The 23614-nt window shown below is 66.3% G+C and carries 38 protein-coding genes; 10 read left to right on the forward strand and 28 right to left on the reverse strand.

What is annotated here, in order from left to right; all coding sequences use genetic code 11:
• Position 1 precedes the first annotated feature (1 nt).
• From ACNQFN_RS18700 to ACNQFN_RS18830, 27 genes are all read right to left on the reverse strand, one after another.
• Positions 2-3127, reverse strand: a complete 3126-nt coding sequence (locus ACNQFN_RS18700) for a phage tail tape measure protein (RefSeq protein ID WP_418647226.1) — start codon at positions 3125-3127, stop codon at positions 2-4.
• 139 nt (positions 3128-3266) lie between these two features.
• Positions 3267-3791 (reverse strand): DUF6631 family protein, encoded by a 525-nt coding sequence (locus ACNQFN_RS18705; RefSeq protein ID WP_418647227.1) that lies wholly within the window; start codon positions 3789-3791, stop codon positions 3267-3269.
• A gap of 129 nt (positions 3792-3920) precedes the next feature.
• A complete protein-coding gene (locus ACNQFN_RS18710; RefSeq protein ID WP_418647228.1) occupies positions 3921-4688 on the reverse strand; it encodes a hypothetical protein in 768 nt (255 codons plus the stop codon).
• Between the two features lie 12 nt (positions 4689-4700).
• Positions 4701-5213 carry a phage tail terminator protein gene (locus tag ACNQFN_RS18715; protein ID WP_418647229.1) on the reverse strand — a complete coding sequence of 171 codons (513 nt, stop codon included), beginning with the start codon at positions 5211-5213 and terminating at the stop codon, positions 4701-4703.
• Positions 5210-5704: a gp436 family protein gene (locus ACNQFN_RS18720; protein WP_418647230.1), complete on the reverse strand. Its 495-nt coding sequence runs from the start codon at positions 5702-5704 to the stop codon at positions 5210-5212. The genes ACNQFN_RS18715 and ACNQFN_RS18720 overlap by 4 nt, the downstream gene beginning before the upstream one ends.
• Positions 5701-6069, reverse strand: a complete 369-nt coding sequence (locus tag ACNQFN_RS18725) for a DUF2190 domain-containing protein (RefSeq protein ID WP_418647231.1) — start codon at positions 6067-6069, stop codon at positions 5701-5703. The genes ACNQFN_RS18720 and ACNQFN_RS18725 overlap by 4 nt, the downstream gene beginning before the upstream one ends.
• 17 nt (positions 6070-6086) lie before the next feature.
• Positions 6087-6488, reverse strand: a complete 402-nt coding sequence (locus ACNQFN_RS18730; protein ID WP_418647232.1) for a hypothetical protein — start codon at positions 6486-6488, stop codon at positions 6087-6089.
• 18 nt (positions 6489-6506) lie between these two features.
• Positions 6507-7469: a hypothetical protein gene (locus tag ACNQFN_RS18735; RefSeq protein WP_418647233.1), complete on the reverse strand. Its 963-nt coding sequence runs from the start codon at positions 7467-7469 to the stop codon at positions 6507-6509.
• Positions 7470-7485: 16 nt separating this feature from the next.
• Positions 7486-8496 carry a hypothetical protein gene (locus tag ACNQFN_RS18740; RefSeq protein ID WP_418647234.1) on the reverse strand — a complete coding sequence of 337 codons (1011 nt, stop codon included), beginning with the start codon at positions 8494-8496 and terminating at the stop codon, positions 7486-7488.
• 47 nt (positions 8497-8543) lie between these two features.
• A complete protein-coding gene (locus ACNQFN_RS18745) occupies positions 8544-8924 on the reverse strand; it encodes a hypothetical protein (RefSeq protein WP_418647235.1) in 381 nt (126 codons plus the stop codon).
• Positions 8921-9352, reverse strand: coding sequence for a Mor transcription activator family protein (locus ACNQFN_RS18750; protein ID WP_418647236.1), 432 nt, complete (start codon positions 9350-9352; stop codon positions 8921-8923). The genes ACNQFN_RS18745 and ACNQFN_RS18750 overlap by 4 nt, the downstream gene beginning before the upstream one ends.
• Positions 9349-9783 (reverse strand): phage protein GemA/Gp16 family protein, encoded by a 435-nt coding sequence (locus ACNQFN_RS18755; protein ID WP_418647237.1) that lies wholly within the window; start codon positions 9781-9783, stop codon positions 9349-9351. Before ACNQFN_RS18755 ends, ACNQFN_RS18750 begins: the two co-directional genes overlap by 4 nt.
• Before the next feature lie 2 nt (positions 9784-9785).
• Entirely contained in the window at positions 9786-10037 is a 252-nt protein-coding gene (locus ACNQFN_RS18760; protein WP_418647238.1) for a hypothetical protein, read from the reverse strand.
• Between the two features lie 272 nt (positions 10038-10309).
• On the reverse strand, positions 10310-11008 hold the full coding sequence (locus ACNQFN_RS18765) for a DUF2786 domain-containing protein (RefSeq protein WP_418647239.1): 699 nt from the start codon (positions 11006-11008) through the stop codon (positions 10310-10312).
• On the reverse strand, positions 11008-11208 hold the full coding sequence (locus tag ACNQFN_RS18770; RefSeq protein WP_418647240.1) for a hypothetical protein: 201 nt from the start codon (positions 11206-11208) through the stop codon (positions 11008-11010). The genes ACNQFN_RS18765 and ACNQFN_RS18770 overlap by 1 nt, the downstream gene beginning before the upstream one ends.
• Positions 11205-11582, reverse strand: a complete 378-nt coding sequence (locus ACNQFN_RS18775; RefSeq protein ID WP_418647241.1) for a hypothetical protein — start codon at positions 11580-11582, stop codon at positions 11205-11207. The genes ACNQFN_RS18770 and ACNQFN_RS18775 overlap by 4 nt, the downstream gene beginning before the upstream one ends.
• Positions 11582-12079: a host-nuclease inhibitor Gam family protein gene (locus tag ACNQFN_RS18780; RefSeq protein ID WP_418647242.1), complete on the reverse strand. Its 498-nt coding sequence runs from the start codon at positions 12077-12079 to the stop codon at positions 11582-11584. The genes ACNQFN_RS18775 and ACNQFN_RS18780 overlap by 1 nt, the downstream gene beginning before the upstream one ends.
• 1 nt (position 12080) lies before the next feature.
• Positions 12081-12323, reverse strand: coding sequence for a hypothetical protein (locus tag ACNQFN_RS18785; protein WP_418647243.1), 243 nt, complete (start codon positions 12321-12323; stop codon positions 12081-12083).
• A gap of 2 nt (positions 12324-12325) precedes the next feature.
• Complete coding sequence (locus ACNQFN_RS18790) at positions 12326-12679, reverse strand: hypothetical protein (RefSeq protein ID WP_418647244.1); 354 nt, start codon at positions 12677-12679, stop codon at positions 12326-12328.
• Positions 12676-13035, reverse strand: coding sequence for a hypothetical protein (locus tag ACNQFN_RS18795; RefSeq protein ID WP_418647245.1), 360 nt, complete (start codon positions 13033-13035; stop codon positions 12676-12678). The genes ACNQFN_RS18790 and ACNQFN_RS18795 overlap by 4 nt, the downstream gene beginning before the upstream one ends.
• Positions 13032-13394 (reverse strand): hypothetical protein, encoded by a 363-nt coding sequence (locus ACNQFN_RS18800; protein WP_418647246.1) that lies wholly within the window; start codon positions 13392-13394, stop codon positions 13032-13034. Before ACNQFN_RS18800 ends, ACNQFN_RS18795 begins: the two co-directional genes overlap by 4 nt.
• A 2-nt stretch (positions 13395-13396) precedes the next feature.
• Positions 13397-14578 carry an AAA family ATPase gene (locus ACNQFN_RS18805; protein ID WP_418647247.1) on the reverse strand — a complete coding sequence of 394 codons (1182 nt, stop codon included), beginning with the start codon at positions 14576-14578 and terminating at the stop codon, positions 13397-13399.
• Positions 14579-14593: 15 nt separating this feature from the next.
• Complete coding sequence (locus tag ACNQFN_RS18810) at positions 14594-16336, reverse strand: transposase (protein WP_418647248.1); 1743 nt, start codon at positions 16334-16336, stop codon at positions 14594-14596.
• A 1-nt stretch (position 16337) separates the two neighbouring features.
• On the reverse strand, positions 16338-17300 hold the full coding sequence (locus ACNQFN_RS18815) for a hypothetical protein (RefSeq protein ID WP_418647249.1): 963 nt from the start codon (positions 17298-17300) through the stop codon (positions 16338-16340).
• A gap of 8 nt (positions 17301-17308) precedes the next feature.
• Positions 17309-17626 (reverse strand): IclR family transcriptional regulator, encoded by a 318-nt coding sequence (locus ACNQFN_RS18820; RefSeq protein WP_418647250.1) that lies wholly within the window; start codon positions 17624-17626, stop codon positions 17309-17311.
• On the reverse strand, positions 17623-17955 hold the full coding sequence (locus tag ACNQFN_RS18825; protein ID WP_418647251.1) for a hypothetical protein: 333 nt from the start codon (positions 17953-17955) through the stop codon (positions 17623-17625). Before ACNQFN_RS18825 ends, ACNQFN_RS18820 begins: the two co-directional genes overlap by 4 nt.
• Positions 17956-17957: 2 nt before the next feature.
• Positions 17958-18419 (reverse strand): hypothetical protein, encoded by a 462-nt coding sequence (locus tag ACNQFN_RS18830; RefSeq protein WP_418647252.1) that lies wholly within the window; start codon positions 18417-18419, stop codon positions 17958-17960.
• Between the two features lie 99 nt (positions 18420-18518).
• On the opposite strand from ACNQFN_RS18830, the gene ACNQFN_RS18835 reads away from it, so the two are divergent.
• Positions 18519-18932, forward strand: coding sequence for a hypothetical protein (locus tag ACNQFN_RS18835; protein ID WP_418647253.1), 414 nt, complete (start codon positions 18519-18521; stop codon positions 18930-18932).
• Between the two features lie 188 nt (positions 18933-19120).
• Here the strand turns inward: ACNQFN_RS18835 and ACNQFN_RS18840 are convergent, their stop codons facing one another.
• Positions 19121-19315, reverse strand: coding sequence for a DNA-binding protein (locus tag ACNQFN_RS18840; protein ID WP_418647254.1), 195 nt, complete (start codon positions 19313-19315; stop codon positions 19121-19123).
• Positions 19316-19417: 102 nt separating this feature from the next.
• On the opposite strand from ACNQFN_RS18840, the gene ACNQFN_RS18845 reads away from it, so the two are divergent.
• The 9 genes from ACNQFN_RS18845 (at position 19418) to ACNQFN_RS18885 (ending at position 23564) form a co-directional block, all read left to right on the forward strand.
• Positions 19418-19789 (forward strand): hypothetical protein, encoded by a 372-nt coding sequence (locus tag ACNQFN_RS18845; protein WP_418647255.1) that lies wholly within the window; start codon positions 19418-19420, stop codon positions 19787-19789.
• On the forward strand, positions 19765-20337 hold the full coding sequence (locus ACNQFN_RS18850; protein ID WP_418647256.1) for a hypothetical protein: 573 nt from the start codon (positions 19765-19767) through the stop codon (positions 20335-20337). The genes ACNQFN_RS18845 and ACNQFN_RS18850 overlap by 25 nt, the downstream gene beginning before the upstream one ends.
• On the forward strand, positions 20334-20702 hold the full coding sequence (locus ACNQFN_RS18855) for a hypothetical protein (protein WP_418647257.1): 369 nt from the start codon (positions 20334-20336) through the stop codon (positions 20700-20702). The genes ACNQFN_RS18850 and ACNQFN_RS18855 overlap by 4 nt, the downstream gene beginning before the upstream one ends.
• A gap of 86 nt (positions 20703-20788) precedes the next feature.
• Entirely contained in the window at positions 20789-21106 is a 318-nt protein-coding gene (locus tag ACNQFN_RS18860; RefSeq protein ID WP_418647258.1) for a hypothetical protein, read from the forward strand.
• Complete coding sequence (locus ACNQFN_RS18865; protein ID WP_418647259.1) at positions 21103-21363, forward strand: hypothetical protein; 261 nt, start codon at positions 21103-21105, stop codon at positions 21361-21363. The genes ACNQFN_RS18860 and ACNQFN_RS18865 overlap by 4 nt, the downstream gene beginning before the upstream one ends.
• A gap of 25 nt (positions 21364-21388) precedes the next feature.
• Entirely contained in the window at positions 21389-21841 is a 453-nt protein-coding gene (locus tag ACNQFN_RS18870) for a hypothetical protein (protein ID WP_418647260.1), read from the forward strand.
• A gap of 1 nt (position 21842) precedes the next feature.
• Positions 21843-22316, forward strand: a complete 474-nt coding sequence (locus tag ACNQFN_RS18875) for a hypothetical protein (RefSeq protein ID WP_418647261.1) — start codon at positions 21843-21845, stop codon at positions 22314-22316.
• Complete coding sequence (locus tag ACNQFN_RS18880) at positions 22313-22924, forward strand: hypothetical protein (protein ID WP_418647262.1); 612 nt, start codon at positions 22313-22315, stop codon at positions 22922-22924. Before ACNQFN_RS18875 ends, ACNQFN_RS18880 begins: the two co-directional genes overlap by 4 nt.
• Positions 22917-23564 carry a hypothetical protein gene (locus ACNQFN_RS18885; protein WP_418647263.1) on the forward strand — a complete coding sequence of 216 codons (648 nt, stop codon included), beginning with the start codon at positions 22917-22919 and terminating at the stop codon, positions 23562-23564. Before ACNQFN_RS18880 ends, ACNQFN_RS18885 begins: the two co-directional genes overlap by 8 nt.
• The last annotated feature ends 50 nt before the right edge of the window (positions 23565-23614 follow it).

The following is a 23614-nucleotide window of genomic DNA, read 5'->3' on the forward strand; positions in this document are numbered from 1 at the left end:
ATCAGGAGATCCCGAGAATTGAGCGGAAGCGTGCCGGGTCGCGCGAGAGCATCACGGTGATGGCCTCGGCGCCGGCCGGGCTGCTGAGCACGGACGCGATGCGCTCCGGGCTGTCGATGAGGTTGAACACTTGCTTGTTGTGCAGCGTGGCCGACAGCGCCTTGGCGGGTTCGGCCATGGATGCCGGCGTGGCGATGGTCGGCGCGCTGATGCCGGGACCGGTGACCAGGCCGCCATCGGCGTAACCGCGCCAGCCATACAGCGCGGCCATGCCGCGGCGGTTGAACGCTTCAAGGAAATCCAGCGCGCCCGGCTGGTGGGTGACCTCTTGCCGGGTCACGAACTCACCGGCGTGCACGATGCCGGCCGGCTGGTACTTGCCGCCAGGGCCGGTGTAGCCGCCGCCGGAAAAGCCGAACCAGCTCCTCGCCGCGCCCCAGATGCTGGACATCCAGCCGCTGCTGCCTGCGGCACCGGCCGCGCCTGCGGCGGCGTTGGCCGCCCCGGCGGTGCCGCTGGCTGCTGCGAGCGATGCAGCGGCGGCCTGGATGGCGGCGGCGCCGGTGACCAGCGTGCCGCCCGCGGCCGACAGCGCGGCGGCGCTGCCCGAGACGGCGGCAGCGCCTGCGGTGACATCCGCAGCACCGTCGCCGCCCATGCCGGGCAGCATGCTCATGATCGACTTGGCCGCGCCCTGGGCGAGCTGGTCGGCGGACATCTTGATCAGCGAATCCGCCACCGTGCTGGCCAGGGTGTGGATGGCCTCGCGCAGCGTGAGCGTGCCGTCTGCCAGGCCGGTGAGCGCTTCGCGCAGACCGTCGGTGAGGCCGGATTTCAGCGTGCTGGCAAATAGACTGGTGGTCGATTGCAGGCGCAGCACATGGGTTTCGAGCTGCTGCAGCGCGGCCGCGGCGGCCTCGCCCACCACGCCGGGCTGGCTGGCCAGGTCTTCGAGCAGCGGGCGCAGTTGATGGAGCTGATCGGCCGTTGCACGGTGGATGTCGAGCAGGCGTTCGCGGGCGGCGACTTCGGTGAGCAGGCCGGCTTCGCGCTGGGCGCCGAGCGACTGTTCGTCGCGCCCCTGGGCGGACAGCACCTTGTCGATCTGCTGCTGCACGTCGGCGAGCTTGGCCGAGGCGGCCTCGAGGCCGAGCAGTTGGTCCAGTCGCACGATGGCTGCGCCATCGTTGGCAGCAACCAGGTCTGCGCGCAGCTTTTTCCACTGCGTCTGCGCGCGGGCGATGGCGGCGCCGGCGGCATCGCCCTGGAGCTGTTGCAAGCGGTTGTCGACAGCAGACATGCCGTCGGCGATGCGGGCGTCGCGCTGCTGGGTTTCGGCCAGCGCGGCGGCGGCCTTGTTGGCAGCATCGGTTTGTTCGGCCAGCGCGCGCAGCGTGCCGATGCGTTGTTCATCGAGCTTGAGGGCGTTGCGGTTGACGGTGAGCCAGGCGTCGAGCCGGGTGATGGCGCGCTCTTCATTTGCCGCAACGCCATCCTGGGCGTTCTGCAGCCGCTGCTCGGCCTCGACGCGGGCGAGCGTGAGCGTTTGCAGCTGCGACAGGTAGGCGGTGTCGACCGGGTTGGTTTTTGCCGCCTGGGGCTTCTTGGTGTACTGCTCGCGCAGGGCCTGCTCGGCCTTGGCGATCTGTGCAGGGTCGAGCAACGCGCTGGCGGGGTTGGCCGCACGAATCTTCTCGATGTTGGCGCGGTATTCCTTGAGCTTTTGATCGAGCTTCTCCGCGCCGGTCAGCGCGGCTTCGTTGGCCTTGGCCACGGCAGCGGCAGCGGCGATGCCGGCCTGCTGGGTGCGGACACGTTCGCCCTCGGCCGCGGCGCGCTTGCGCTCGGCCTCGACGGCGGCTTCGAGCACCTTGACCTCGAGGTCGAGATCTTCCTGGCTGCGGAACCAGGTGGGCCGTGCCCCGGCAGCGCGTTCGCGCGCGACCTGGAGCTGCTGGCCGAGCGAATCCTCGCGGCCGATGTTGCGCATGGCGTCCCATGCGCTGGCGGCGCTTTGTTTGATCGCGGCCCAGGCACCTTCGATGGGGCCGAGGTTGCTGACGATTTCGGCTGCGCGCTGCGATGTGGCCTGCGCGTAGGCAGACATGGCCAGCTCTGCGGCTTCGGTCTGCCGGCCCTGCTCCTCGAGCGCGCGGATCTGTTCCCAGGTGGCGGCAGTGAGGTAGCGGTACTGCTCGTTGAGCTTGGCGCTGGCGGCGGCGGGCTCGGTGGCCAGGCGGGCGAACTCGGCGACGATGTCGGCCACGGCGCGGCCGGTGGCGTTGCTCATGGACACCGCCGCGGCGCCGACGTCGCGCATGCTGCTGGCGGCAATGTTGCCGTTAGCCGCGATCAGCGCCAGGGCCTCCGCGGCCTGGCCACGCGTGCCATCGATCTCGGCGATCGCGCGGGCCATGTCACTCATCTGGCCTGCGCTGGTGCCAGCCGCGTTGCCGGTATTGATCAGTTCAGTGGTGAAGCGGGAGCTTTCGTCGCTGCCTTGCTTGTAGGCCAGCGCCAATGCGCCAACGACGGCCGCGGCTCCGCCGATCGCGACCTTGGCGACGCTGACCATGCTGGCCATGGCACGCAGCGCCGGGCCGACGCCGCCGAAGCTGTCGCGGATCTGGCCACCTTGCTGCACCGCCACCAGCCAGATGGGCATGCCGCTGGCCAGACTGGTGGTGATGTCGGTGATCTGCATCGGCAACTGGCGCATGGCCATGGCCGTTTGCTTGGCCGACATGCCCACTTCGTTGAGCCGGCGCGCCGCGGCAGGGGCTACGGTGCCGGCCTGGCGCGTGGCGTTGGCCAGTTGCTGCTGTGACGCTGCGGCGGACTTGGCTGCTTCGGCGGCGGCACGGTCCGCCTGGGCCAGGGTATCGATGCGGGCGGCTTGCACACGCTGAACTGCGGCATCGAGCTGGTTGTGCGCGCCTGCGGCAACCTGGGCGGCATCAGCGGCACGGCGCGAGGACTGCGCCAGCGCATCGACACCGCCGGCGCCAACATTGGCGCCTGATTTTTCCAGCCGGCCCAGCGCGTTATCGATGCCATCCAGGCGCTTTTGCGCCTCGGCCACATCGGCCTGAATCTTGAGTGCGACGGTGAGATCGTTGCGGCTCATGATGCGTCATCTTCCATGGCGCGTAGTACCGCCAGGCGCTGGTCGGCAGGGTCGCCGCCGGCGAAGGCGGCGTTGACGTCGAGCAGGCGGGCAGCGCTCATTCTGGCCTCGCGGCGGATGGCTTCTCGGTAGAACAGGGTCAGTTGCCGGCTGGTGTAGCAGCGGACGTCGGCGAGGCGGTGACCGTGGAAAACGAGGGTGGCGTAGAGCTCGCCCCAGCCGACTGGGCGATCTGCGCTGCCACTTGCATCACCGCGACCGCGTTTGCGGCGCGGTGGAGAAAAAAACGGCCGTTGGCGCCCCACCAGTACAGCAACAGGTCGTCGAGCTCGTCTGGCGCCAGACCCTGGATGGTTTCGACGCTTTCATCGGTGGCGGCAGCGACCAGCGTCAGCACGGCATCCATGTTGTCGGCGAGCACGTCCAGGGCGGCTTCGTACACCACAGGCACGCCGGCGGCGAGCAGTGCGGCCAGGCTGTCGATGATCGGGCGGGCGACGGCGCGCAGGCGCATCCACTCGACGCCGCCGTATTCACGCACAACGATCTTTCCCCACGCGAAAGTCAGCGTGCGTTCGGGGTGCAGGATGTCGAGTTCGTCCGCCGCGCGCTGGGCTTCGGCTGTGGGCTGGGGGTGGCGGGTGTTGCCGATCTTGCGGGCCATGTCTGCATGCTCCATGTGGTTGTATCAAGCATGCCAAACCGACCCCTCAAAACATAAATGAAGGCGTTCAATCAATAAAAAGCCCGGCGCGTGGCCGGGCAAAGGGGAGGAAACAACGCAGGAAGACGGTCAGGCAGACAGCTCGCGGAAGCGCCCGAACTGCCCCAGCGGGCCAGCGGCGGGCTTGCTGGTGTCGAGCAGCACGCCCACGGCTTTGTTGATGCCGGTGACGGTGTTGGCGTTCTGGATCAGCGCCAGCTCCTGCAGCATGGCGCTCTCGCACTTGTACAGCTCGACGATGATCGGCGCGCCGTTCTCGGCGAGGTTGATGCCCTCGTAGCGCAGCTCGATGAACGGCGGCGTGGCATTCAGGAACGCGACCTGCGACTGCGTCGCATAGGTATAGCCGGCGGTGAGCGGCATGACAGGTGCCGGGCTGGTCGGCAGCGACAGGAATTCGATGCTGCCGAAGCGGGCATCGAGCACGTAGTGGCTGGCACCGATGGTGGCCGGCGTGCCGGTGCTGTCCTTGATCTCCAGCGCGCTGACGCCCATGTAGTCAAGCGCCAGGATGTCGCCTGCGGCGACTGAGCCGAGCGGCTCGGCGACGACCGAACCGCCGACGATTTCGGTGATGGTGCCGTGCAGATCCTGTGCGATCGATTCCTTGTCGAACTGATGCACGGTAACGTTGCCGGTCAGGCCCTTGGAGCGGTTGAAGCTGCGCGCCAGCGCATTGTTGCCGGAGAAGCTTTCGCGGTGCTCGACCTTTTCCTGCGCACCTTGCAGCGTGAACGCGGACACGTCGCCCCACCAGCGCCATTTTGCGCCGGGCGTGTTCCAGGGCCGGCTGAAGAACTTGCCCTGGCCGAATAGATACTTGTCGATGTTTGCCATGGTGGCCTCCGGTTATGGGTAGGGATACGGCACGGCCTGCACACGGCTGGCACGGGCCGTGGCTACGCCGCTGCGGGTGTTGTGGTGGGCGATGGTGGTGAAGGCCACCGGGAAGTATGCGAACCTGGCCGGGCTGTAGAACGGCCTGGGCGGTGTCGTGGGGATCATGGCTTCGATGCTGCCCACCGGCATGAAGCCGTGCAGCGCGCGGAACACGTCGCCGACGAAGGGGCCGGCCTCTTGCGTGCGGGGGGCTGAGTCGCGCCCCTGCACCGCGTTGGCCACCGCCACGACAACGAGCCAGCGGTGCATGATCGCTGCGCGCTGCGCGTCGGCATCCGCGACCACATAGCCGTCGTACACGACGTAGATGGCCGGGCAGTGCTGCATTTCTTCCGCAGTATCTGCCAGCGCGGCGCGGGTGCCGATGTCGCGCGCCCAGGCGCCGGGGCCGGCCTGGCAGTGCTGGCGCAACTGCTCGACGATGCTGGCCTCGGCAGCGTGGAAGTTCCAGTCGCAGCTCACGCGAAGCCTCGCAGAGTGTCGTCGGTGATGACGCGCGGGCTGAACGCGTGGTGCGTTTCGCCACCGCCGGACTGCGCGTCACCCGCCAATGGCACGCCGGGCGAACCGCCCCAGGGGCAGGCCAGCATGGCCTCGCCGCCGGCGATGGCTTCGAGCTCGCGCACCGCGGCCTTGTAGCGGCGGTAGACCTCGTTTTCCGGGGCCAGATCGTCATGCAGGTAGTAGCGCGCCAGGTCGCAGGTGATGCGTTCGAGCACCGGCGGCGGCACGTAGTCCACGCCACCGGCGCCGTCCGGCTTGGCGCAGCCGGCCAGCGGCAGTTGATACACCTGGCCGACGTAGCCGTCGACGAAAGCGCTGGCGTCCGCGATTTTGGTATCTACCAAATCGGCGTCGATGACGATGGGCGGGATGTTGTCCCGGTCGGTCAGTTGCACCAGCTCGCGCTCGCCGAAGCGGGCGACCAGGGCGGCGACGGTGGCGTAGATCACGGGTGCACGTGCTCGAGGATTTCGACTTCGATCAGCTGGCCGGCCGCGGTGGCTGCAGCCAGGGCGCGGCCGCAGTGGTCGGCCATGCTACCGGCCACGGCACGGCCGGAGCCGTCGGCCGCGGGCTTGACGAGAGCGTGCTTGGTGATGGGCGCCGAAGCTTCGACCAGGTAGGAGTAGCCGGTGACCACCGGAATGACGTCGCCGATGGCGGCCGCCATTTCCGAAACGCCCTGGGCGTCGGCCGCACCGCCGGCCGTGGCCGAGGCATGGGCGCCGCCGTAGCCGACGAAGCGGTTTGCAGCGATGACGGCAGTGGCCACGACCGTGGTGGCGTGGGTCCGTTCGAACTGGAGTCTGGACATGATTTGCTCCTACAGGATTACTTGCCAGCCACCTTGCTGCCGCGGCCCCCAGCTGGGGGGGCTTCCCCTTCGTCAGAGTGCGCGGGCGCTTCGGCTGACGTGATCGAGGACTCGGGGGCGGCCGTGGCCGCCCCGTCGCCCGACACGTCCGCATCAGTGCCCTCTTCGGCTGCGGATGTATTGGTGCCGGGGATATCCCCCCCGGCCGGGAGGGTCGCGGCGGGTGCCGCGACCAGTTGTTCCTTGAATGCGCCCAGGCGTCCCAGCTCGTCGCGCTCGGCGCGGGTGAGATCGTCCGGCAGCGGCTGGCCGGACTCGATGTTGATTCGCGTGCCCTTGGCCGCGTCGAACGGGTACTCGGGGTGCGGCCGGTACAGCGCGATGTTGACGGCGGCGATCAGGATCAGCTTCTTGCTCATGGATTCGTCCTCGGGTGCTTACAGCGGGTTCTGGAACAGGAAGCCGGCGGTGTCGTAGGCGACGTTGGGCTTGCGCTCGTAGGTGGCGCCGTAGACGTAGCTCTTGGACTGGGTCTCGTAGTACGGCTGCTCGGCGAAGGGGTGGCCTTCCAGCACGTTGGTGAAGCCGAAGGCGGGCTCGGCCAGGCTGATGTCGCCACCGCCGCCGCCGATCTTGGGCACGTAGGACAAAACGGCGTTGTTGCCCCAGACGTCCGCGCTGGCGTCGGCGTCGTCGATCCAGATGGCGTCGCCGACGTTGATCTGCTCGAGGTTCAGGATGTTCTTGAGCTGCTCGACGGTGGCCGGCCCTTGCTGGGTGCTGGGCAAGTAGGCCTTGACCTGCCCGTTGTGCCGCAGCGCGCGCCAGGCGTCGGCCGACAGCGTGAGGGTGTTGGGGCGCTTGCCGATCTTCTTGCGGATGGTCTCCGACGCGGTTTCGATGTCGGTGACCGGGACGCCGGTGGCAGCGCTCCACTTGGTGCCCGCGGCCAGCGCCAGTACATGACCGGCGGCGTATGTGGCAGGCGTGGTGGCCAGCGCGGCGGCTTCCAGCTCGTAGTCGAGCCCGAGGATGTCGTTGGCGGTGACCATGGCGATGCGGCTGACGTCCAGGTTGCTGCCCACGTTCATGATGCGGCGCGCGGCGTCGGATTCGCGGATCAGCTCGCGCGGCATGGGCACTTCGACGCTGTATTGCTCAACGGTGTAGACCTTGCCCTCGTACTTGATATTGACGCGCTTGGTTGCGCTGCCCGGCGCGCGGCGTAGGTTGTAGCGGCGGAAGCGCTCGTCGCCGAGCTTGGCGAGCGTGACGCCGGTGAGCGCCTGCGGCAGCCGCGGGAAGAGCTTTTCGGCAACATAGCTGCCCTGGCCCAGACCCAGCAGCAGGCTGCTGAGGATGGGGTTCTGGTTCAGCCGGATTTGTTCGGCATTCATCATGGTGAGTGGGCTCCGGTCAGGCGGTGAAGGTGGCGACCTTGCCGAGGGCCTCGGCATAGCTCACGTTGTGCTGGGCGGCGAAGGCGCGAGCGCGCTTGTCGATGTCGGCATCGGACATGCCGGGGGCAGCCCGCTCGACGGCCAGGGCGCCGCCGGCGAATTCGCCGAACTGGACAGCGGGCTGGGCGCTGCTGATCAGGCCCTTGAGCCATTCGACCGGCGCGAGCTTCTTGGTGGCGCCGGCTTCGGCGAATTCCACCGGGTGAGCATCGGCCAGCAGATCGAGCACGGCGATGGCCGGTTCTTTGTGCTGTGGCAGCAGCCGGCCGGCCTTCAGCTCGGCCTCGGCGAAAGCGACGTGACTGGCGTGCGTGGCAGCGCGCTGTTGTTCGGCGAATTGCGCGAGCTGCGCCGTGGCGGCCTGGGCGGCGGCCTCGGCCGTGGCGCGGGCCTCGGCAGCGGCCTTGGCTTCGGCTTCGGCTTTTTCGGCACGCGCGAGGGCGGCCTTTTCCTGTTCGGTCATGGCGGGGGGCTCCTGAGTGGATGGGCCGGGATCGGGATCGACGGTGCCGGCTTCGGAAAAGCAAACGAGGCCGGCGGCATCGTCCGCAAACTGGATGTCTTTCAGCCCGGCGATGGCCGGCGGCTGGGCGCCCAGAAAGGCGACGTGGCGCAGGTACCAGCGGCCGGGCGTGGGGTTGCTGGGATGGCCCGGCGGGTAGAAGGCGGCGCTGCGCTTGGGGAAGCGGCGGGCGGCGACCATCTCGGCGAACTGGGGCTCGGCGTCACGCGGCGAAATGGCGAGACGGCCCTCGGGCGTCACATGCACGCCATCCACCCAGCCGTAGGCCGGGCGGTCGTGCGCGGGGTGGCCGATGGTCAGCGGGGCTTCGCGCAGCGTGCGGTCGTAGCCTGCGGCGATGGCAGCCAGGTCGGCGGGCGTGAACTCACGCACCACGCCCTGGTCGTCGGTGTGCCGACCAGGGCGGAAGATTTCAATCGACGCGGGGAGTTGTGCGGTAGCCATGGCCCGCACTTTGCGTGCGGGGCGGGGGCGAGGCTAAATGAAGGGGTTCAATGATTGCATGGACGCGGGAAGTGCATCCGCACATACAGCGCGCAGACCAGAGTGCCCAGTGCGACCACAGATTCGGTGTAGGCATTCTGCTTTGTAATGCCCAGCTCGGCGCCCAGCTCTTCGAGCGTGCAGCAGGTATCGAGATGCCGGGACAGGATGGCGCCGACACGGTAGCGCGTGGTCCAGTTTGGCGCAACGCCCGGTCGCAGACGAAGGAAAAGCGGGCGCAGCGTGTCCAGATCGGGCAGCGGGCGCTTCGGTTCAGGGCGGGATGTGCGCCCTGCGCTTTTATAAAAGCCCTCGACGCCATTTTCTGCCCCATCGGCAGGCATCCGGGCCGCCTCGCTCGCCCGATCGGCACAGCGGGCCGATTTCATGATTCATCCTCAGAGTCATCGTCATCCGCCCCCAGCCCCGGCAGCTTGCCCTGTCGGCGCTCGAATTCTTCCCTGCCGCGGCGGGCGACGATGTCGTAGATGTGGCGATCGGTGACACCGAACTCGTGGGCCAGTGCGCGGTGGTTGCGGCCGTTGAATTTGGCCAGGATCTGCCGGTCGCGCAGGGTCATCTCGAATTCCTTCCCCTTTGCCAAATAGAGCTGGCTGCCGCCCAGCTCGGCGCGGACCAGCTCTGCCTGGTCGAGCGCCAGGCGGGCGTGGTCGGCCGGTTCGCCCGGCAGGCGGTCGCGCAGCACCAGGAACAAACACTCGGCGATGCGCGCGAGGGTTTCCGGATAAACGGGGTCGAGGATGGCGAGCAGCGGCGCCAGATCTTCGACCGTGGTGCGCGTGAGCCGGGTGCTCATCTTTCAGCCCAAGCCTTGAGGCTTTCGATGAGCGTGTGCTCCTGCGCCGGGGTGAGCCATTCCAGGCGTTGCACCTGGTTATCGGTCTGGCCGGCGATCCAGGCGAGCAGGCCGACCATGCGACGGTTGCGCACTTTGCCCTGGTCGGCCAGCGTCTGCCACAACGCCCACATCTTCTTTTGCCGTGGCGAAAGAGGCTTGCGGGCCTGGCCGCCGGGGCGCGGCCAGCCGGACTCGTGGAAGTGCTCGATGACGGCCTGCAGCTCGGCGATGCTGCATTCCTTGCTGCTGGTCTTGCCGGCAGCAAAGCGGGCGAGCGTGAGCCGGTAGGTATCGTCGTCCAGGCCCAGATCTCGTTTTGCGGTGTGGATCTGGCGAATGAGCTGGGTGTGCTGCGCGGCGCGGGCGGCGATGAGGGATGCGGAGACCATGGTCAGCCCTCCATTTCGTCGAACAGGTCGCTGATGGCCTGGCTCACCACGGCGGGCGTGGCCGGCGCGTATATGGGGATGGTGAGGCTCGACATGCAGCCGGAGGGCCATTGGATATCCATGTATGCATCCTTCTGTCCGGGGCGCCGGAGAATGCTGATCTGCGTTCCGGCCGGAATGAGGGTCGCGATGCATTTGATCGAGACCTGGATCATCAGGGCGAGGTCGGCGGATTTGAGGTTGGAGGCGTTCATTGATCGGTCTCCCCTGGAGGGTTTGCCGGTGATATCTCAAACATCCAGCGCTCGTGCCCGGGGGGCAGGCGGTCGTCGGGGATGCGGACGGGGTCGAGGGACACGCGTGACGATGACGCCCCAGCCATGCAACGGGCTACGCAGCGCTCGACCGCGGTCAGAGCGTCCATAGTCGAGCTGCCACGAGAGCGGCCGATGGAGGCGTTGTAGCTGCCGGCGCTGTAGCGGACCTTGACTTCGATGGTGACGCGGCTGAATACGAGTGGCATGGCTTAGCTCCCCAACATCCGCGGTTTGTTGGCACCCACGCCTTGGTGCAACTGCGCACCACGCCCGGCGCTGCGGCCCGCGTGGTATGCATCCTGGTCCCGCTCGGACCAGTTGCGCCCAGCGTTGCGATCGGTTGTCGCGAGCTGCCCCAGGCTCGGGTGCTTGAGCTGCATGTGTGCCTGGATGGCCTCGGCCGCGCCCTCCGGCGGCGTGAGCGCGCCGACCTGGGCGCATGCGGTGTGCACCCAGCCTGCGCTGAACAGATCCGCACGGCGCGTCTTGTTGGCCTTCTTCTTGGTGCGCTTGAGGGCGCTGTCGATGAACTCGCGGCGGGCCTTGAGCGCCTGCCTGAGCAGGACCTCGAGGGAGTACGCGGCGATCTCGTTCGCAGGCGGCAGGCCGACGAACACCCACCAGGCCTCGCCCCAGCCCCAACTAGGGGTGAAGATCAGTTTGCAGCCGAAGGCGGCGGCGATATGCGCGGCGAGGTCGCTTTCCCACGATGCCGGCCGTGCGACGGCGCCAGCCTTGGTTTTGGATTCGCGCACGCCCGCCGCGAGCATCTCGGCCTGGCTGATCTGGTACATCTCCATCAGCTTCTGCGCCTGCCTCAGCGCGGCGGCGGCTTCGTGCTCGCTGCCCGACTGCGCCATCGCCATGCACTTGCGGATCTTGTCGAGGATGTCGTCACGATTGTCCATTACTTCACCTCCGAACCAGGCAGCATCTTCCGCAGGCGGGCATGTATTGCGTTCTCGACGGTCTTTTGCAAATCGCGCACGCCAAGCGCTGCGTAGCACTGGTCCACGCTGAAGCTTCTGACCTTCCTGATGCGATCATCGGCGCCCGTCGTTTCGACCTCGATGCCGTCATACAGGCGGTAACGGAACGGGTTGTTCATCGCACGCCCTCCACGGTTTCCGGCTGGACGGCTGAGGTCCAAATGTCACGGCGCAGGCCGTCCAGCAGGATCGTCAGGCGCCCGAGCTGCGTGTCGTAGCCCCAGTCTCCGGGGGCGCCGAGGAAGCGCAGCAGCGACTTCAGGTTTTCGTCCAACCGGGCACGCTCCTCAGTGCTCAGTGCAGAACCGCACAGCGGCAGGTCTTTGAAAGCCTTGTTCTGCCTTTCGGCGACGCGGGCTGCTGCCGCCAATTGGTCGCGCTCTTCGAGCAGCGCGATGATCAACTGAGCGCGCGGGTTGATTCCCCCCTCACGCGCCGCCTCGGAAACAAGCTCGGGCAGGCTCTGGCGGAGAAACTGGTATTTGTCTTCCATCACACCACCTCCTGCAGCTGCTCGCGCTTGATCTCGTAGCCGAAGGCGTCTTCCTGCTTGAGGTTGGCGCCGACGGCATGCAGGGTTTCGAGCGGCAGGTTCTTCATGGCCTCCTTGTCGCACTCCTCCTTGATGCGGATGCAACTGGTGAGGCCGAAGTCCTTCAGGGCCTGCAGCGTGTTGCCGAGGTTCTTGATGACCACCTTCGACGACAGGCGAAAGCCCACGCTGCCGAAGGTCAGTTCCTTGGTCTTCGTCTTCACGAACTCGCCGCGGTTGGCTTCGGCGTACTGCTGGATGGCGAGCTCGAGGCCGGCCTTCTTGTTCTGCAGCGGTTCGGCGGCGGCTTTGGTGCTGGCCTTGATGGCGTCGATCTGTTCTTGCTGGGCGGCTTCGAGCAGGCCCAGTTCGCGGTCGACTTCGCCGATGGCCTTCAGGCAGGCGTCGACGTCGTTCCAGGAATCGAGCGTGGTGGCGGAAAGGCGTTTGCGGGCCATGTCAGTGAGCTCCTGTGTTTTTGCGGGCTGCGGTGTCGGTGATGCGCCAGCGGCTGACGTGCGGCTGGGCGGGATTCGGGGCGCCGATGCGGCGGGCGGTGTCGAGGTCGGTGGCGCCCCATAGTTGTTCGGCCAGGCGTTCGGCCGCGCGGGCGGGCGAATGGGTGGCTGCGCCGCGAATACCGAGCACGCGCTCGGTGCGGTACTGGCCATCGACGAAGACGACGGTGATGTCGAGGTGCATGCTCAGGCCTCCTTTGCCACGCTTTTGCGCGGCCTGCTGCGCGGTGCGCGCGCCTTTTTGAGTGCGATCGGGTCATGACGGACAAAGAGGAAGGACAGGCGCGGCCCGGTCCATGCGCCGGCCGACTGGGGCACGCCGGTGGGCCAAATGCCCAGCCAGGGCTCAGCGTCGAGCTTCGGGCGGAAGATCTTCGCGCCAGTGATCAGGGTGTCGCGCCACAGCTGCTCGACGACGGGCCAGAAGTCGGCATCGGCACCGCCGACGATCGCCAGCACGTCATCGGCGTTGGCCGGGCGCTTGCTGGTTGCGCTGGCGACGGCGGCCAGGATGCGGTCTGCGAGCGGGGTCGGTTTCATTGGGGTTCCTCCCAGATGATCCACACGCCCTCGAGCCGGCATGCGGCGGACTTGGTTGAGATGCCGTCGTGTGCGACGGTCACCCACTCGCGCGGGCCAGCCGCATTCAGGAACGCGGCGAAGCTGCGGTGGATGTCGCGCTCGATGCGGATGGACGGCTCGGCGACCGCGGGCCATTCACCGTCGAGGCGGCATTCCAGGACGCGCACGCCCAGGGTGCGCAGCGTGCGCGCGGCAGCGTTCATGCGCGCGAGGTTGCGGCGGGCGCGGTCGGTGAGCACATGTGCCGGGCGCTGCGCGGGGTTGTGCCCCCCGCGCGGGCCGTGCATGGGGTAGATAGTGGCGTTGGTGATCACAGCTCGTCCTCCAGTTGATCCAGACCGGGCATATCAACAGGCAGGCGGCAGTGGGCGGCGTAGCTCAGCGTGGCGATTGCGTTGCTGGCGGCCTCCAAAATGGCCTCTTCGGCAGCGGCGCGGTCGGTATCCGGGGCATGCTTGTTGCGGTAATCGGGGTCGTGCAGCATCAGGGCATGCAACAGCCCGGCTAGGTCGGCGAGCAGTTCAGGCGCCAGTGCGATGAGCGCGCCGAGCTCGGGGTGATCACCGACGACGATGGCCAGGCAGCAGCCATCCGAATCGGAGATGATGGGTTCCTGCGCATCCGCTGCGCTGCGCAGCCAGGGGGTGGGCGGGAGTGGGATTGCGTCAGCCATGGTCAGCACCCCGCAATCACGTCGGCGGTGACGCGCGGCATGGCGACCGCGGCGGCGGCGTTGATCGCGCGCACGACCAGGTTGTTCACAACCAGCGGATGGCACACGCTGAACTTGTCCGCTGCGCTGCCGCCGCGCGGAATGGCGACCAGGCGGGCGCGGATGGCGTCATACACGCCGTCGGCGAAGACCTGGTCGGCCTGCACGCCGATGCGGTTGAACTTGTGCTGCAGGTAGGCGGGCAGGTCATCGTCGAGCGGCGGCATGACGCGGCGTTCGCAGCGCTGGACGATCTCACGCACGTCCGGCGCAGTGGCCGAGAGCAGCCGGTCCAGCTCGGTTTGGCCGATCAGCACGACGCCCAGCAGCCGCCGCAGGCCATCCTTGAGTTCCATGTAGGACTTGAGCGCGCGCAGGGTGACCTTGGGCAGTTTGTGCGCCTCTTCGATGACCAGCAGGTTGTTGAGTCCGGCCTGCCGGCTGGCGCGCAATGCTTCATGCACCTGCCGGCTTCGGGCCTGGGCACCCTGCTTGATGGAATCGCCCGGCGCCAGCGTGTTGAGGATGGCCTCCGCGATCTGGCGCGGCTTGTAGATGCCGGCGCGGTCGCCCTTCTCGGCCTCGGCGACGTAGGGCGTGATGATGATGACGGGGCGGTTTTCCTTGCGGATACGCTCTTCCAGCTCTTCGCGCAGGGTGGATTTGCCCGAGCCGCTCTCGCCGACCAGAGCCATGAAGCCCTGGTTGAGGGCGCAGTCCATCAGCGCCGCGCGCTGCCGGCGGGTGGCCGAGGAGACGAACACGTCTTCCAGGCAGTTGATGTCGTCGACGAAGGGACTGCGCGGCAGGCCGAAGTGCTCGCGCGCCTCGGGTGTAAGGGATTCGTTCTGTAGTAGCATTTGTTCGTCCTCTTTCTGTGCTTCGGTGAGCGGGCAGGCTCGGGCCGCGTTGCCGCGCGGCTCGGGCCACTCTTCAAAAATCGTGTCCAGCACCGCCTCATCGGCGGCCCATGCGCGCAAGGCGCGGCGGATGCGGTCCTTCATTTCGTTTTGCGGCAGGCTCTTCGGCCAGAAGCCGTGATTGACGAGCTGTGCGACGGTGGCCGGCGAGTAGCCGATTTCCCGCGCCAGGTCGCTTTGCGATTTGCCGAGGCCGGCCAAGACGGCCTTGAGTCGTAGGCGCACGTTTCCTCCCCTGGGTTATTCGCCGCCGACCACGCGCAGGCCGGCGCGGACGGTGAGGCGATGCTTGAGTTGATCGATGTCGGCCTCCGGCACGCCGTCCGGGTACCACTCGGCGATGCGGGCGTGGGTTTTGGCGGTGAGCGTCAGACCGGCGCGCAGCAGTGCCTGGGCGGCCTGGAAGTGGGTGAACACTGTCGCGGGCACGGCGCTGGCCGTGGCGGTGTCGGGCGTCAGGGTGGTGGCGCGGCGCGGCAGCGGGACCACGTCCGGAACGTCGTCCAGGTGCTTGTAGGGGTCGATCTGGCCACCGAAGGGCAGCTTCTTCGCCTTGCGCGCGGCCTTGGCGGCATCATCCGTTTCGGCGCCGGTGGCGATGCGTTCGACCAGCTTGCGGTTGGTGTCCGCAATGGTGTCGGCCTGACTCTTGAACTCGCGGCCGATCAGTGCGGCGGCTTCCGAGAAGCCATGCTCGGCTTCGACGACTTCCGGGATCTCGGTGAGGCGCTCCCGACCGTCCTCATCGCGGTCGACCACAAAGGCCACGTCGCGGCGGAACGGGTTATAGGTGACGTCCAGCCACGCGCCGATCATGACGTTGGGCACAGCGCTGACGTCCCATTCGCGGCTGTCGAAATCCACGCGCAGGAATGGGCCGCTGACCTTGCGGCGCTCCGGCTCGTGTGTGAGCAGCTTGCGGGCGAGGTCGGCATCGACCACGCGCAGTTGCTCGGCGGTGATCTCCATCCACTTGGCGTAGCGCGTCATGCCATGGCGCGAGTGCACACGGGTGGAGTTGTACCAGCGCATCCACCGCGCGGCCTGGGCGTTGATCCAGGCGATGTTGGGCACGCGGGTGATCTTGAAGCCGCTCTCGAAATTGGTCTCGACGATGTTGTGGGCGTTCTCCACCTGGCCCTTCGCGCGCGGGTTGCCCACGGCGTTGACGATCAAGGTCACCAGCAGACGGCGCAGCAGGTTGCGGAAGGCGCCGGTATCGGCCGAGCCAGGGTCGACCACCAGGTGGAAGGGCACGCCGTACATCTGCTGGTGCGGGCGCTGGGCCACGCAGGCCAGGAAGGACTCGGCCAGGTTGGCGATGCTTTCGCCGCCGGCCACGTAGTGGACGAAGATGGCGCCGCTGGTGTGGTCGGTGACCACGTAGCGGGTGAGACGCTGGCGCTTGATCTTCTCGAAGTTGCCGGGCTTGTTCTTGTAGAACTCAGCCGGGCTCATGTCCGCCACGCCGCCCTCGGGCACATAAAACAATGTGCTGATCGAGGCGTCGATCATCCACACGTCGTTCGGATGCAGGCTGCGCAGCTCCTGTGCCGGCGCCGGTCGGCGCAGTTGAGCCGGGTGCAATGCGTAGCGGCGCAGTGCGCGGGTGATGGCGGACACCGACAGCGGGCGAATGACGCCATCCGCACCCACCGCCTCGGCCCGGATGCTGCCGTCCTTGCGCAGCACCGTGACAGCGTTTTCCACGCTCGCCAGCTTCTTGTTGTTGGCGCGGTACTGTTCCATCAGATAGGCGCTAACGATGCGCGCCTCGGCCAGCGTCAGCGTGACTGCGCCGGCATCCGCGCGGCGCTTGCGATCGGGCTTCATGACAACTTCCTTGAGTTTGCGATGCAGGGTGCCGACCGACATGCCCAGCCGCTGGGCGGCCTGTTGGTACACCGCGCACTTGCCGCCATGGCCGGCGGCGCTGGCGCGCTGGTGTATGTCGAGCAGCATTTCGATCAGCGCGGGGGACATGTCATGCCTCCGCTGCCGCGAGGTCGGCATCGTCAGCGGTGGCGCGCATCCATTCGGGGGTGCCGTCGCCGACGATGTCCGGCAGGTCGAACATCTCGCGCAGTTGGAGGATTGCCTGCTGCAGTTGGGCCACGTAGCCGCCCATGATCTGCAGTGAGTCCTGGCCGGCGATCGCATCGTGGTCGGCCAGCACGGCGAAGCTCTGCGTGACGGCGCCATTGAGCATGCCCAGCGCCGTGTTCACGTGCGTGGAGACTTCCTGGAGCAGCTCGGCGCGCCGTTCGTCCGGCGGCGGTGGGTTGATGAGCTTGCTCTTCGCCCGCATTTCGTCGAGGTCGGCGTTTTTCTCGGCGAGCAGCTCGGCCTGGGCCTTGTTCTCGGCCCGGGCGTCGCGCAGCTTGGCGCGCAGTTCCTTCACCGACATCGTGGCGACGTCGTCGAGGGAGAGTTCGCCGGTCTGGCCGGTCAGGGCCAAATCTTCGATTTGTTCGTCATCAAGAACGAGCATTTCCAACAACTTGGATTGCGTCCCGATGGCCTGAGTCAAATGTGCCGACATCGGCACATTTGAGAACTTCGTGGCAGCCTGAATAAACCGCGCCGCAACGTAACGGTCGAGTCCAAGGACTTCGAGCCGCGCAATGAACTGACCGTGCTGACATGCTTGCTTCAGCACCGTCAGCCCACGCCCCACTTCCAAACACGCTTCGACGCTGCGCCGCATGTTTGCGCTGATATCGCGCTGGATCAAATCCGGGTCCGTGCAGTCCGCCGGCAACTGGTAGCCGACCTGCGCGGCCACGGCCCGGACGGCGGCATCGTGCTGGCTGACGGCCAGCGCCTGGGCAGTGGCGTCCTGGCGCACGGCGGCCAGTGCCTGCGCGGTGTGCTGTTCGGCCGCGGCGTCGAGCACTTCGGGCTCGGCTGCGGGTGCGATGGTGGGTTTGCGTCCTCGTGTGGCCATGACGATCCTCAGTAGTCGTTATTGCGATGGATGGCGGCCTTGGTTTCGGCCAGGCGGGTTTCGGCGCGGCCCAGGGCCGCATAGACCTTGACGGCCTGCTGCGGCAGGCGCGGGGTCAGGCGCCAGCGGCCGTCGGTTTCGTCGAACTCGGCAATGCCGGCGGTACGCAGGTTGTCGAGGTCGCGCGTCATGACGGTGGCGCTGCAGCCGATGTCGCGGGCGAGCGCGCCGGGGGTGTAGCCGTTGACGATGTCGCCGAACATGAGCAGCACCAGGCGGATGAGGCGCTGCTGGGCGGCGTTGGTGTAGTCGGTTTGGCGGGTCATGCGGGCACCCGACTCGGTCCATTCAGCAGGCAAGTGATGCGCAGCTCTTCGCTCAGCGTATCGAGTTGCTCAATGGCCGCGTCGAAACGGGTTGCCAGCTCGGCGCGCAGTGCAGCGTGATCTTCCGTAGCCGCAATGAGCACGCTATCGAACACCCACTTGAGCGTGTGGAGCTCCGAGCTCCGCACAAAGATCCAGTCGTTTGCGGTTACCCAGTCAATGGTATTGGCGCGCAGGTGCTGCGCAGCTTGATTGGCAGCGCGCACAGCGTCATCGATCCGCACACTGGCGACGACCTTCAGGGATGCTGCATGGATGACGATATTCATGATCAGAACTCCAGTTCGGGCTGCTCGGTTTTTTCGATGTTGGCGCGATGCCAGGCGAGGCTTTCCAGACCGACGCCGACCTTGCCCAGCGTGGTGTCGCGGTCGAGCTGGCCGCGGCCGTGGTCGAGCAGCGCGCCGACGGCGCCGTTGAGGGTGGCCTGCAGCGCATGGATGTCGTCGGCGTCGATGACACGGCCGGCGGGGATGTCGATGACGACGGCGCTTTCGCGGCTGGCCAGGTAGCGCACGACGTGGGTGGCACCGGTCAGGTGCTGCCAGGCCACCAGCACGCGCACGGGCATGCTGTCGGTTTCCAGCCACTTGTAGAGGGTGGCGGGCGTGGTGCCGAGCAGTTCGGCCAGGCGCTCGATGCTGAGGCGGCGGCGCTTGAGCGCGTGCGCTTTGTCGGCCTCGAAAGCGGCGCGCAGGCTGGTCGGCACGGGGTTCGAATTACGTCTAGACATTGGAAATGACCCTGCGAACGTCGCTCGAAACAAAAAGGTTTCTGGAATGGCTGCAAGGGATTTGCAGCCGCCTAGAATTCGGCCCATCAACAACCGCTGATGGAGAACACCGTGGAAGTGCTATTCACCCTCAAACGCCAGATCGATCTTCAGAACGACGTTGATCTGCGCCGTGGTAACCGGCTGGCTGTCGACGGGCCGGATCGGGCTTACCTCCACTACCTGTACCGCGACCCGCAGGGGCGGGAGCGCGAAGAGGTGGCCGCGCTGTGGGTGCTGGACATCACCACCGCCGGGGTGCTTGCTGCCGGCCTCGGCGTGCCCGACCCCCAGGGCTGCGACATCAAGCCCTTCCGTGTGCTTTGGATCCGGGACGGCATCATTGCTACCCATAGCGCGCCGCTCGGCATCGACCGCGCCATGTGGCTGGCGGCCGCGCTGGCAGACCATGACGTGCTCGACCGCGACGCGCAGTTGTTCGGGGGTGAGGCGGTCGATTTCGGGGATGCGTAGCTGACGCAAGCCGGGGCGCGGGGCGCCAGGCTTGAGGTGCTCGCTAAGCAACGCTACTGCCTCGGCGTGAGAGAGCAACTGCTTGCCGTTCGAGCGAGTGCCTTCAGCCACCAGGCGCCCGACGATGGACGCATCAGTGCGAATGCCCTGTTCGTCGCGGGGTAGAATCGGGTCATTCATGACCGGCCTCACGCAGCGAGGCGCTGATCCGCGCCCTTGATGCCGGCGCGCGACAGGATTTCGTGGGCGCGGCCGTAGTGGCCCTTCTCCACGCCGTTCAGGGTGCGGTAGACGGCCTCTGGCCGGAAGTCGTTTTCTTCCGCCCACTGGCGGATGGTTTTGCCCTGGCGGCGTAGCAGGGCTTTGAATTGTGCGGCGGTCATTGGGTGTGGCCTCGCGTGTTGTTCATGGGGAACAGCAGCCGGGATACTTGGCGGTTGATTGGCGGCTGTTTGTGGGGTGAATGATGGTAGAAGATTTCTACGATGTCAACTGATTCGGTAGATTCAATCCACCTTCGCCTGCGCGAAGAAATTGACCGTGTCGGGCTGTCGCTGGCAGCCGCAGCAAGAGCTGCTGGGGAGTCCAGCCCTCAACGGATCAAGGACGTGGTTTCAGGGAAGCAGCGCTGCCCTAGCGATTTGCTGGCACGTTTGAACGGGACGGGCGTAGATATTTTCTACGTCCTCACCGGCCAGCGGTCAGATGAGGCGCCAGCCGCGCCTGCCAACCCACGGGAAAAGGCGCTGCTGGACAACTACCGGCACAGCCCCGATGCGGGCAAGGACGCCATCGAGCGCACAGCCTCTGCGCTGGCGCAATCGGCGGCGGGATGCGTGAAGAAGAAGGCGGGGTGAGGATGAAGGGCTTGACGGAAGAGCAGGAACGCCTATTCGAGACAGTCTTCCACTCGATACTCAAGGAGGACTTCCCGCACCACCGATGGGATGTGTCGCGTTTCTTGTATGCCGGCAAACAGGTCATCAGCGGGCGAGATGACCGGGAGTTCAAGCGGCAGGCTCGCTTGTTTTTCTCTGAAAACAGAATCCGATGGGTGCGTTACGAAGCGCACCTCGCATACTGGGGCGGGCCGGAGCCCGACCCATATGGTGACGACGAGGAAGAAAACCCTGAGCCGGATTACTGGGAGATGGCGGATTTGCTGACTCACCGTATCGTCATGGCCTACATGAACGCGGGGAAACGGCAGAAGTACGAACAGGAGGCCGATACTTTTCCTTTCTGGTGTCTCCGGGTCATCAACGACGGCCGCGCCTATCCGGACTGCATCGAAGAGTCCCAAACGGCCCGGCATTACACTGACCCTTATTGGCAGAGCAAGAAACTGCCTTGTGCACGCCTGTTCTGCCGCTGCTTCATAACCCGCCGGGAGAGACAAGAATGAAACCCTGGCGCAAGGCATGGTGCTGGCTGCTGGCGGTCGTTCTGCTACTCTGCACGCTTGCAGTGGCTGGCATCGTGAGCGGGCGCTTGGCCAGCACCCGGATACTGGAGGCCGCACAAGAGGCAGTCGGCCATGCTGGGGATGCGCGCTATGCCGCCTATATCAGCAGATGGGGCACTCGCAACCCGGAAGGCTACGCCTTGGCCTGCGTATTCGTGACCGACGCGGCACATGGGGGCGACTTCGGCGAATTCGTTGTCGTCGAAACAAAGGGGCCGTTCGACGAGATCACGGCAGTTCTCACCAGGCATGGCGACGAGGCCGGATACAACCATTTTTACAGCCTAGTCTGCCCGAGCCACTGACCGCCGCCTCTTTATTGATCCCCTTCATTTAGCCCCGCACCCCAGCGCCCTCCACCATGAGGGCGTTTTCATTTCTGGGGCGCGCAGTGAGCGGATACGAGCACAAGATCGGCGCCACGCTGGACCTGGTCGGCCGGCTTACGCTCGCGGGCCAGGCGCAGGACATGAGCGGTTGGACGGCGCGTTGCCAGATGCGCGGGCCGGCCGTGATCGAGCTCGACTGCATCTGGCTCGATGCCGCTGATGGCCTGCTTGCAGTGCGCGCCGTACCTGCGGCGCAGACGGACTGGCGACCGGGACGCTATGGCATCGACGTTGAGTTGACCTCGCCCAGCGGTGAGGTGCTGATATCGAGCAGCGAGCAGCTTGTGCTGCTGACGCCGATCACGAGGGGGCTGCCGTGATCGGCCCTGCGCTGACCCTGACGCTCGATGCCGCTGGTGGCTGCCTGCGGCTGGACTTTGCGCCGGTGCTGCGCGGCGACCCTGGGCCGCCTGGGCCGCCTGGGCCGCCTGGTGATGGCTCGGGCGGCACGCTGACGCCGGAGAGCATCGGCGCCCTTGCTGTTGCGCTGCGTTTGGCGGAATTCGACACAGAACCGGCGCGGGCGCAGGCGCGCGCAAATCTCGGCCTGCAAACCATCGACGGCGGCACGTTCTGACCGCGACTTTCAAGGAGCAAGAGCAATGGCAAGAATCCAGATGCGGCGCGGGGTTTATTCAAATCTGCCGGCCGCAGGCATGCTGGCGGGCGAGCCGCTGGTAACGACCGACCGCGGCACGCTGCACGTTGCCACGGCCGCAGACGAAAAGCTGCCGGTCGTGCCGGCGATCGATGCGTTGGGCGCAGCGGGGGCGATCAACGGCGAAACCGACCTGCTGATCGTCCACGACGCGGATGCGACCGGGCAGAAGGAGCGCAAAATCACGTTCAACGCGTTACGCGCGGCGCTGAACATCCCGTCCGGCAGCACCGATGAACTGGTGGCTGTCATTGCAGGGGGGACATCGGGCTATATCTGGGGTACGGACGGCACGGATGGCGTGCTGCGCATGGGGCCGAGCATGAGCTGGACCAAAGATGCCGGCAACGGCTTTGTGACGCTGGCCGTGGGCACCGTCGACGGCGGCACCTTCTGACATGGCGAAGATCCTGTGCAAACGGGGGACGCGCGCCCAGCTCGACAGTGCGGCCGCTGGAAACGGGCTGCAGGCCGGCGAGCCGTACTACATCACGGACGAGCAGCGCATAGCCGCAGGCACTGCGGCCGACAGCTACCGGGGCATGCTGCGCGAGGGCGAGCCGACGATTGCCCAACCCGAGACCAATCTGGGCAGTCTGGGCGCGGCAGCCACGCTGGATGCTGCAAATGGCAACAAGCAGCGGGCCACGCTCAACGCCAATTGCACCATCACGCTGGCCACGCCGGCCACGGCAGTCCACATCCGTCTGCGCCTGGTGAATAGCGGCGCCGGCCATGCGGTGACCTGGCCGGCCGGATTGCGTTGGATTGGTGGGTCTGCGCCCGATTTCAACGACGCTGCCGACGCCGAGAACGTGGTTGTGCTCGACTACGGTGCGTCTGGCTGGATTGGCGACGGAGGTGCGCTGTGAGTTGGTATTTGCGCCTGGCCGACCGGACGCTGACGCCGCAGCTGAAAGCCTTGCTGCCGCACATCAGCAATCCGGGCAATCTGACCGACGCCGAACTTGAAGCTGCGGGCGTCGTGCGCGCCGTGGTCGAGCAGCCCACGGTGAAGTGGTGGCAGCGCCGCGGCGAGCGTGTCGACGACATTGACCAACGGCCTGCGCATGTGACATGGCAGGTTGATGAGCTCGATCTCGAAGAAGCGCGAGCAGTGGCATGGGAGCGGGTGAAAGCCGAGCGTGAGACTCGGCAGATCGGCCCGATGCCCTACGTGTACCCGAGCGGGCAGACCCATCACAACACGATGACGGAGCGCGTCGTCCGCGATCTGACTGCATCCACAACGACGGCGGTGGCGTTACATGCGGCGGGCGGCGCTGAGCCGGTGATGGCGTGGACTGTCGATGAAAACGTCACGCACATGCTGACGCCGGCGGAAATGATCGCGTTCGGGTTGACAGCTACGCAGTGGCACAGCGCAATACATCTGCAGAGCCAGACGTTGCGCGCGGCAATTTACGCGGCCGAAACCGTCGAGGCGGTTGTCAGCGCCGCGCAGTGGTCGGATGGATGACATGGCAGTTATTGCGTCAGACGACTTTTCGGGTGAGTCAAACGAACTTCTGACCGACTACAACCCCGCTTGGTGGGAAGTTACCACTACTGCAGCCAGGAATTGGGCGCGTATCTCGGATGTCGGGCGCGCCCGTGGTGGGACTACGGTTGCCTGCTGGGCACATTCCGGAACTGCCGGCATCAAGCGGGCACTCTGCGACCTGTATCGAGTATCGGATACGCAGTATGCAGCCGCAGGATTGATGTTCACATATGCCTCCGGCTATCGCGCCGCATATACGGTGCGCGTGCGCTGGCGACCAATGGCCGCACAAAGTTTTGTCGAACTGTTCAAACCTACAACCGCTTCGGTCGTCAGTAATCCGCTTGCTCAAGTGCAATATCAACTTCCGCTAGAGACTGTGGTGCGCCTACGCCTGGAGCAGGATGGTGCTGACATCCGCGTCTATATTGATGATGAGCTGTTCATTGACTACACCGACAGCGATCCGAGGGCTATCACTGGCGGCGGTATCCTGCTGCACGGATACGTGTCGAACTCTGACACAGTGGGCGTTCATGTTGATAATTTTCAGGCCGAAGACTCTTTAGATGAGCCGACGGACAGAAGAACGCCGCTTCTGCTGGCACCCTGGTGATTAATGAACCTCTTCATTTAGCCCCTCGCCCCAGCGCCCTCGATCATGAG

Source organism: Thauera butanivorans, from assembly GCF_048398245.1.
GTDB lineage: Bacteria > Pseudomonadota > Gammaproteobacteria > Burkholderiales > Rhodocyclaceae > Thauera > Thauera butanivorans.

Coding starts and splice junctions, on each gene's coding strand:
- ACNQFN_RS18800 (WP_418647246.1), bottom strand. CDS start 13,394: ATGGCTGACGCAATCCCACTCCCGCCCACCCCCTGGCTGCGCAGCGCA.
- ACNQFN_RS18870 (WP_418647260.1), top strand. CDS start 21,389: ATGGCAAGAATCCAGATGCGGCGCGGGGTTTATTCAAATCTGCCGGCC.
- ACNQFN_RS18770 (WP_418647240.1), bottom strand. CDS start 11,208: ATGAACAACCCGTTCCGTTACCGCCTGTATGACGGCATCGAGGTCGAA.
- ACNQFN_RS18705 (WP_418647227.1), bottom strand. CDS start 3,791: ATGGCCCGCAAGATCGGCAACACCCGCCACCCCCAGCCCACAGCCGAA.
- ACNQFN_RS18840 (WP_418647254.1), bottom strand. CDS start 19,315: ATGACCGCCGCACAATTCAAAGCCCTGCTACGCCGCCAGGGCAAAACC.
- ACNQFN_RS18810 (WP_418647248.1), bottom strand. CDS start 16,336: ATGTCCCCCGCGCTGATCGAAATGCTGCTCGACATACACCAGCGCGCC.
- ACNQFN_RS18755 (WP_418647237.1), bottom strand. CDS start 9,783: ATGGTCTCCGCATCCCTCATCGCCGCCCGCGCCGCGCAGCACACCCAG.
- ACNQFN_RS18725 (WP_418647231.1), bottom strand. CDS start 6,069: ATGTCCAGACTCCAGTTCGAACGGACCCACGCCACCACGGTCGTGGCC.
- ACNQFN_RS18785 (WP_418647243.1), bottom strand. CDS start 12,323: ATGCACCTCGACATCACCGTCGTCTTCGTCGATGGCCAGTACCGCACC.
- ACNQFN_RS18700 (WP_418647226.1), bottom strand. CDS start 3,127: ATGAGCCGCAACGATCTCACCGTCGCACTCAAGATTCAGGCCGATGTG.
- ACNQFN_RS18750 (WP_418647236.1), bottom strand. CDS start 9,352: ATGAGCACCCGGCTCACGCGCACCACGGTCGAAGATCTGGCGCCGCTG.
- ACNQFN_RS18825 (WP_418647251.1), bottom strand. CDS start 17,955: ATGAATATCGTCATCCATGCAGCATCCCTGAAGGTCGTCGCCAGTGTG.
- ACNQFN_RS18745 (WP_418647235.1), bottom strand. CDS start 8,924: ATGAAATCGGCCCGCTGTGCCGATCGGGCGAGCGAGGCGGCCCGGATG.
- ACNQFN_RS18760 (WP_418647238.1), bottom strand. CDS start 10,037: ATGAACGCCTCCAACCTCAAATCCGCCGACCTCGCCCTGATGATCCAG.
- ACNQFN_RS18830 (WP_418647252.1), bottom strand. CDS start 18,419: ATGTCTAGACGTAATTCGAACCCCGTGCCGACCAGCCTGCGCGCCGCT.
- ACNQFN_RS18835 (WP_418647253.1), top strand. CDS start 18,519: ATGGAGAACACCGTGGAAGTGCTATTCACCCTCAAACGCCAGATCGAT.
- ACNQFN_RS18845 (WP_418647255.1), top strand. CDS start 19,418: ATGTCAACTGATTCGGTAGATTCAATCCACCTTCGCCTGCGCGAAGAA.
- ACNQFN_RS18740 (WP_418647234.1), bottom strand. CDS start 8,496: ATGGCTACCGCACAACTCCCCGCGTCGATTGAAATCTTCCGCCCTGGT.
- ACNQFN_RS18710 (WP_418647228.1), bottom strand. CDS start 4,688: ATGGCAAACATCGACAAGTATCTATTCGGCCAGGGCAAGTTCTTCAGC.
- ACNQFN_RS18885 (WP_418647263.1), top strand. CDS start 22,917: ATGGATGACATGGCAGTTATTGCGTCAGACGACTTTTCGGGTGAGTCA.
- ACNQFN_RS18790 (WP_418647244.1), bottom strand. CDS start 12,679: ATGAAACCGACCCCGCTCGCAGACCGCATCCTGGCCGCCGTCGCCAGC.
- ACNQFN_RS18765 (WP_418647239.1), bottom strand. CDS start 11,008: ATGGACAATCGTGACGACATCCTCGACAAGATCCGCAAGTGCATGGCG.
- ACNQFN_RS18875 (WP_418647261.1), top strand. CDS start 21,843: ATGGCGAAGATCCTGTGCAAACGGGGGACGCGCGCCCAGCTCGACAGT.
- ACNQFN_RS18730 (WP_418647232.1), bottom strand. CDS start 6,488: ATGAGCAAGAAGCTGATCCTGATCGCCGCCGTCAACATCGCGCTGTAC.
- ACNQFN_RS18820 (WP_418647250.1), bottom strand. CDS start 17,626: ATGACCCGCCAAACCGACTACACCAACGCCGCCCAGCAGCGCCTCATC.
- ACNQFN_RS18780 (WP_418647242.1), bottom strand. CDS start 12,079: ATGGCCCGCAAACGCCTTTCCGCCACCACGCTCGATTCCTGGAACGAC.
- ACNQFN_RS18855 (WP_418647257.1), top strand. CDS start 20,334: ATGAAACCCTGGCGCAAGGCATGGTGCTGGCTGCTGGCGGTCGTTCTG.
- ACNQFN_RS18735 (WP_418647233.1), bottom strand. CDS start 7,469: ATGATGAATGCCGAACAAATCCGGCTGAACCAGAACCCCATCCTCAGC.
- ACNQFN_RS18815 (WP_418647249.1), bottom strand. CDS start 17,300: ATGGCCACACGAGGACGCAAACCCACCATCGCACCCGCAGCCGAGCCC.
- ACNQFN_RS18775 (WP_418647241.1), bottom strand. CDS start 11,582: ATGGAAGACAAATACCAGTTTCTCCGCCAGAGCCTGCCCGAGCTTGTT.
- ACNQFN_RS18850 (WP_418647256.1), top strand. CDS start 19,765: ATGCGTGAAGAAGAAGGCGGGGTGAGGATGAAGGGCTTGACGGAAGAG.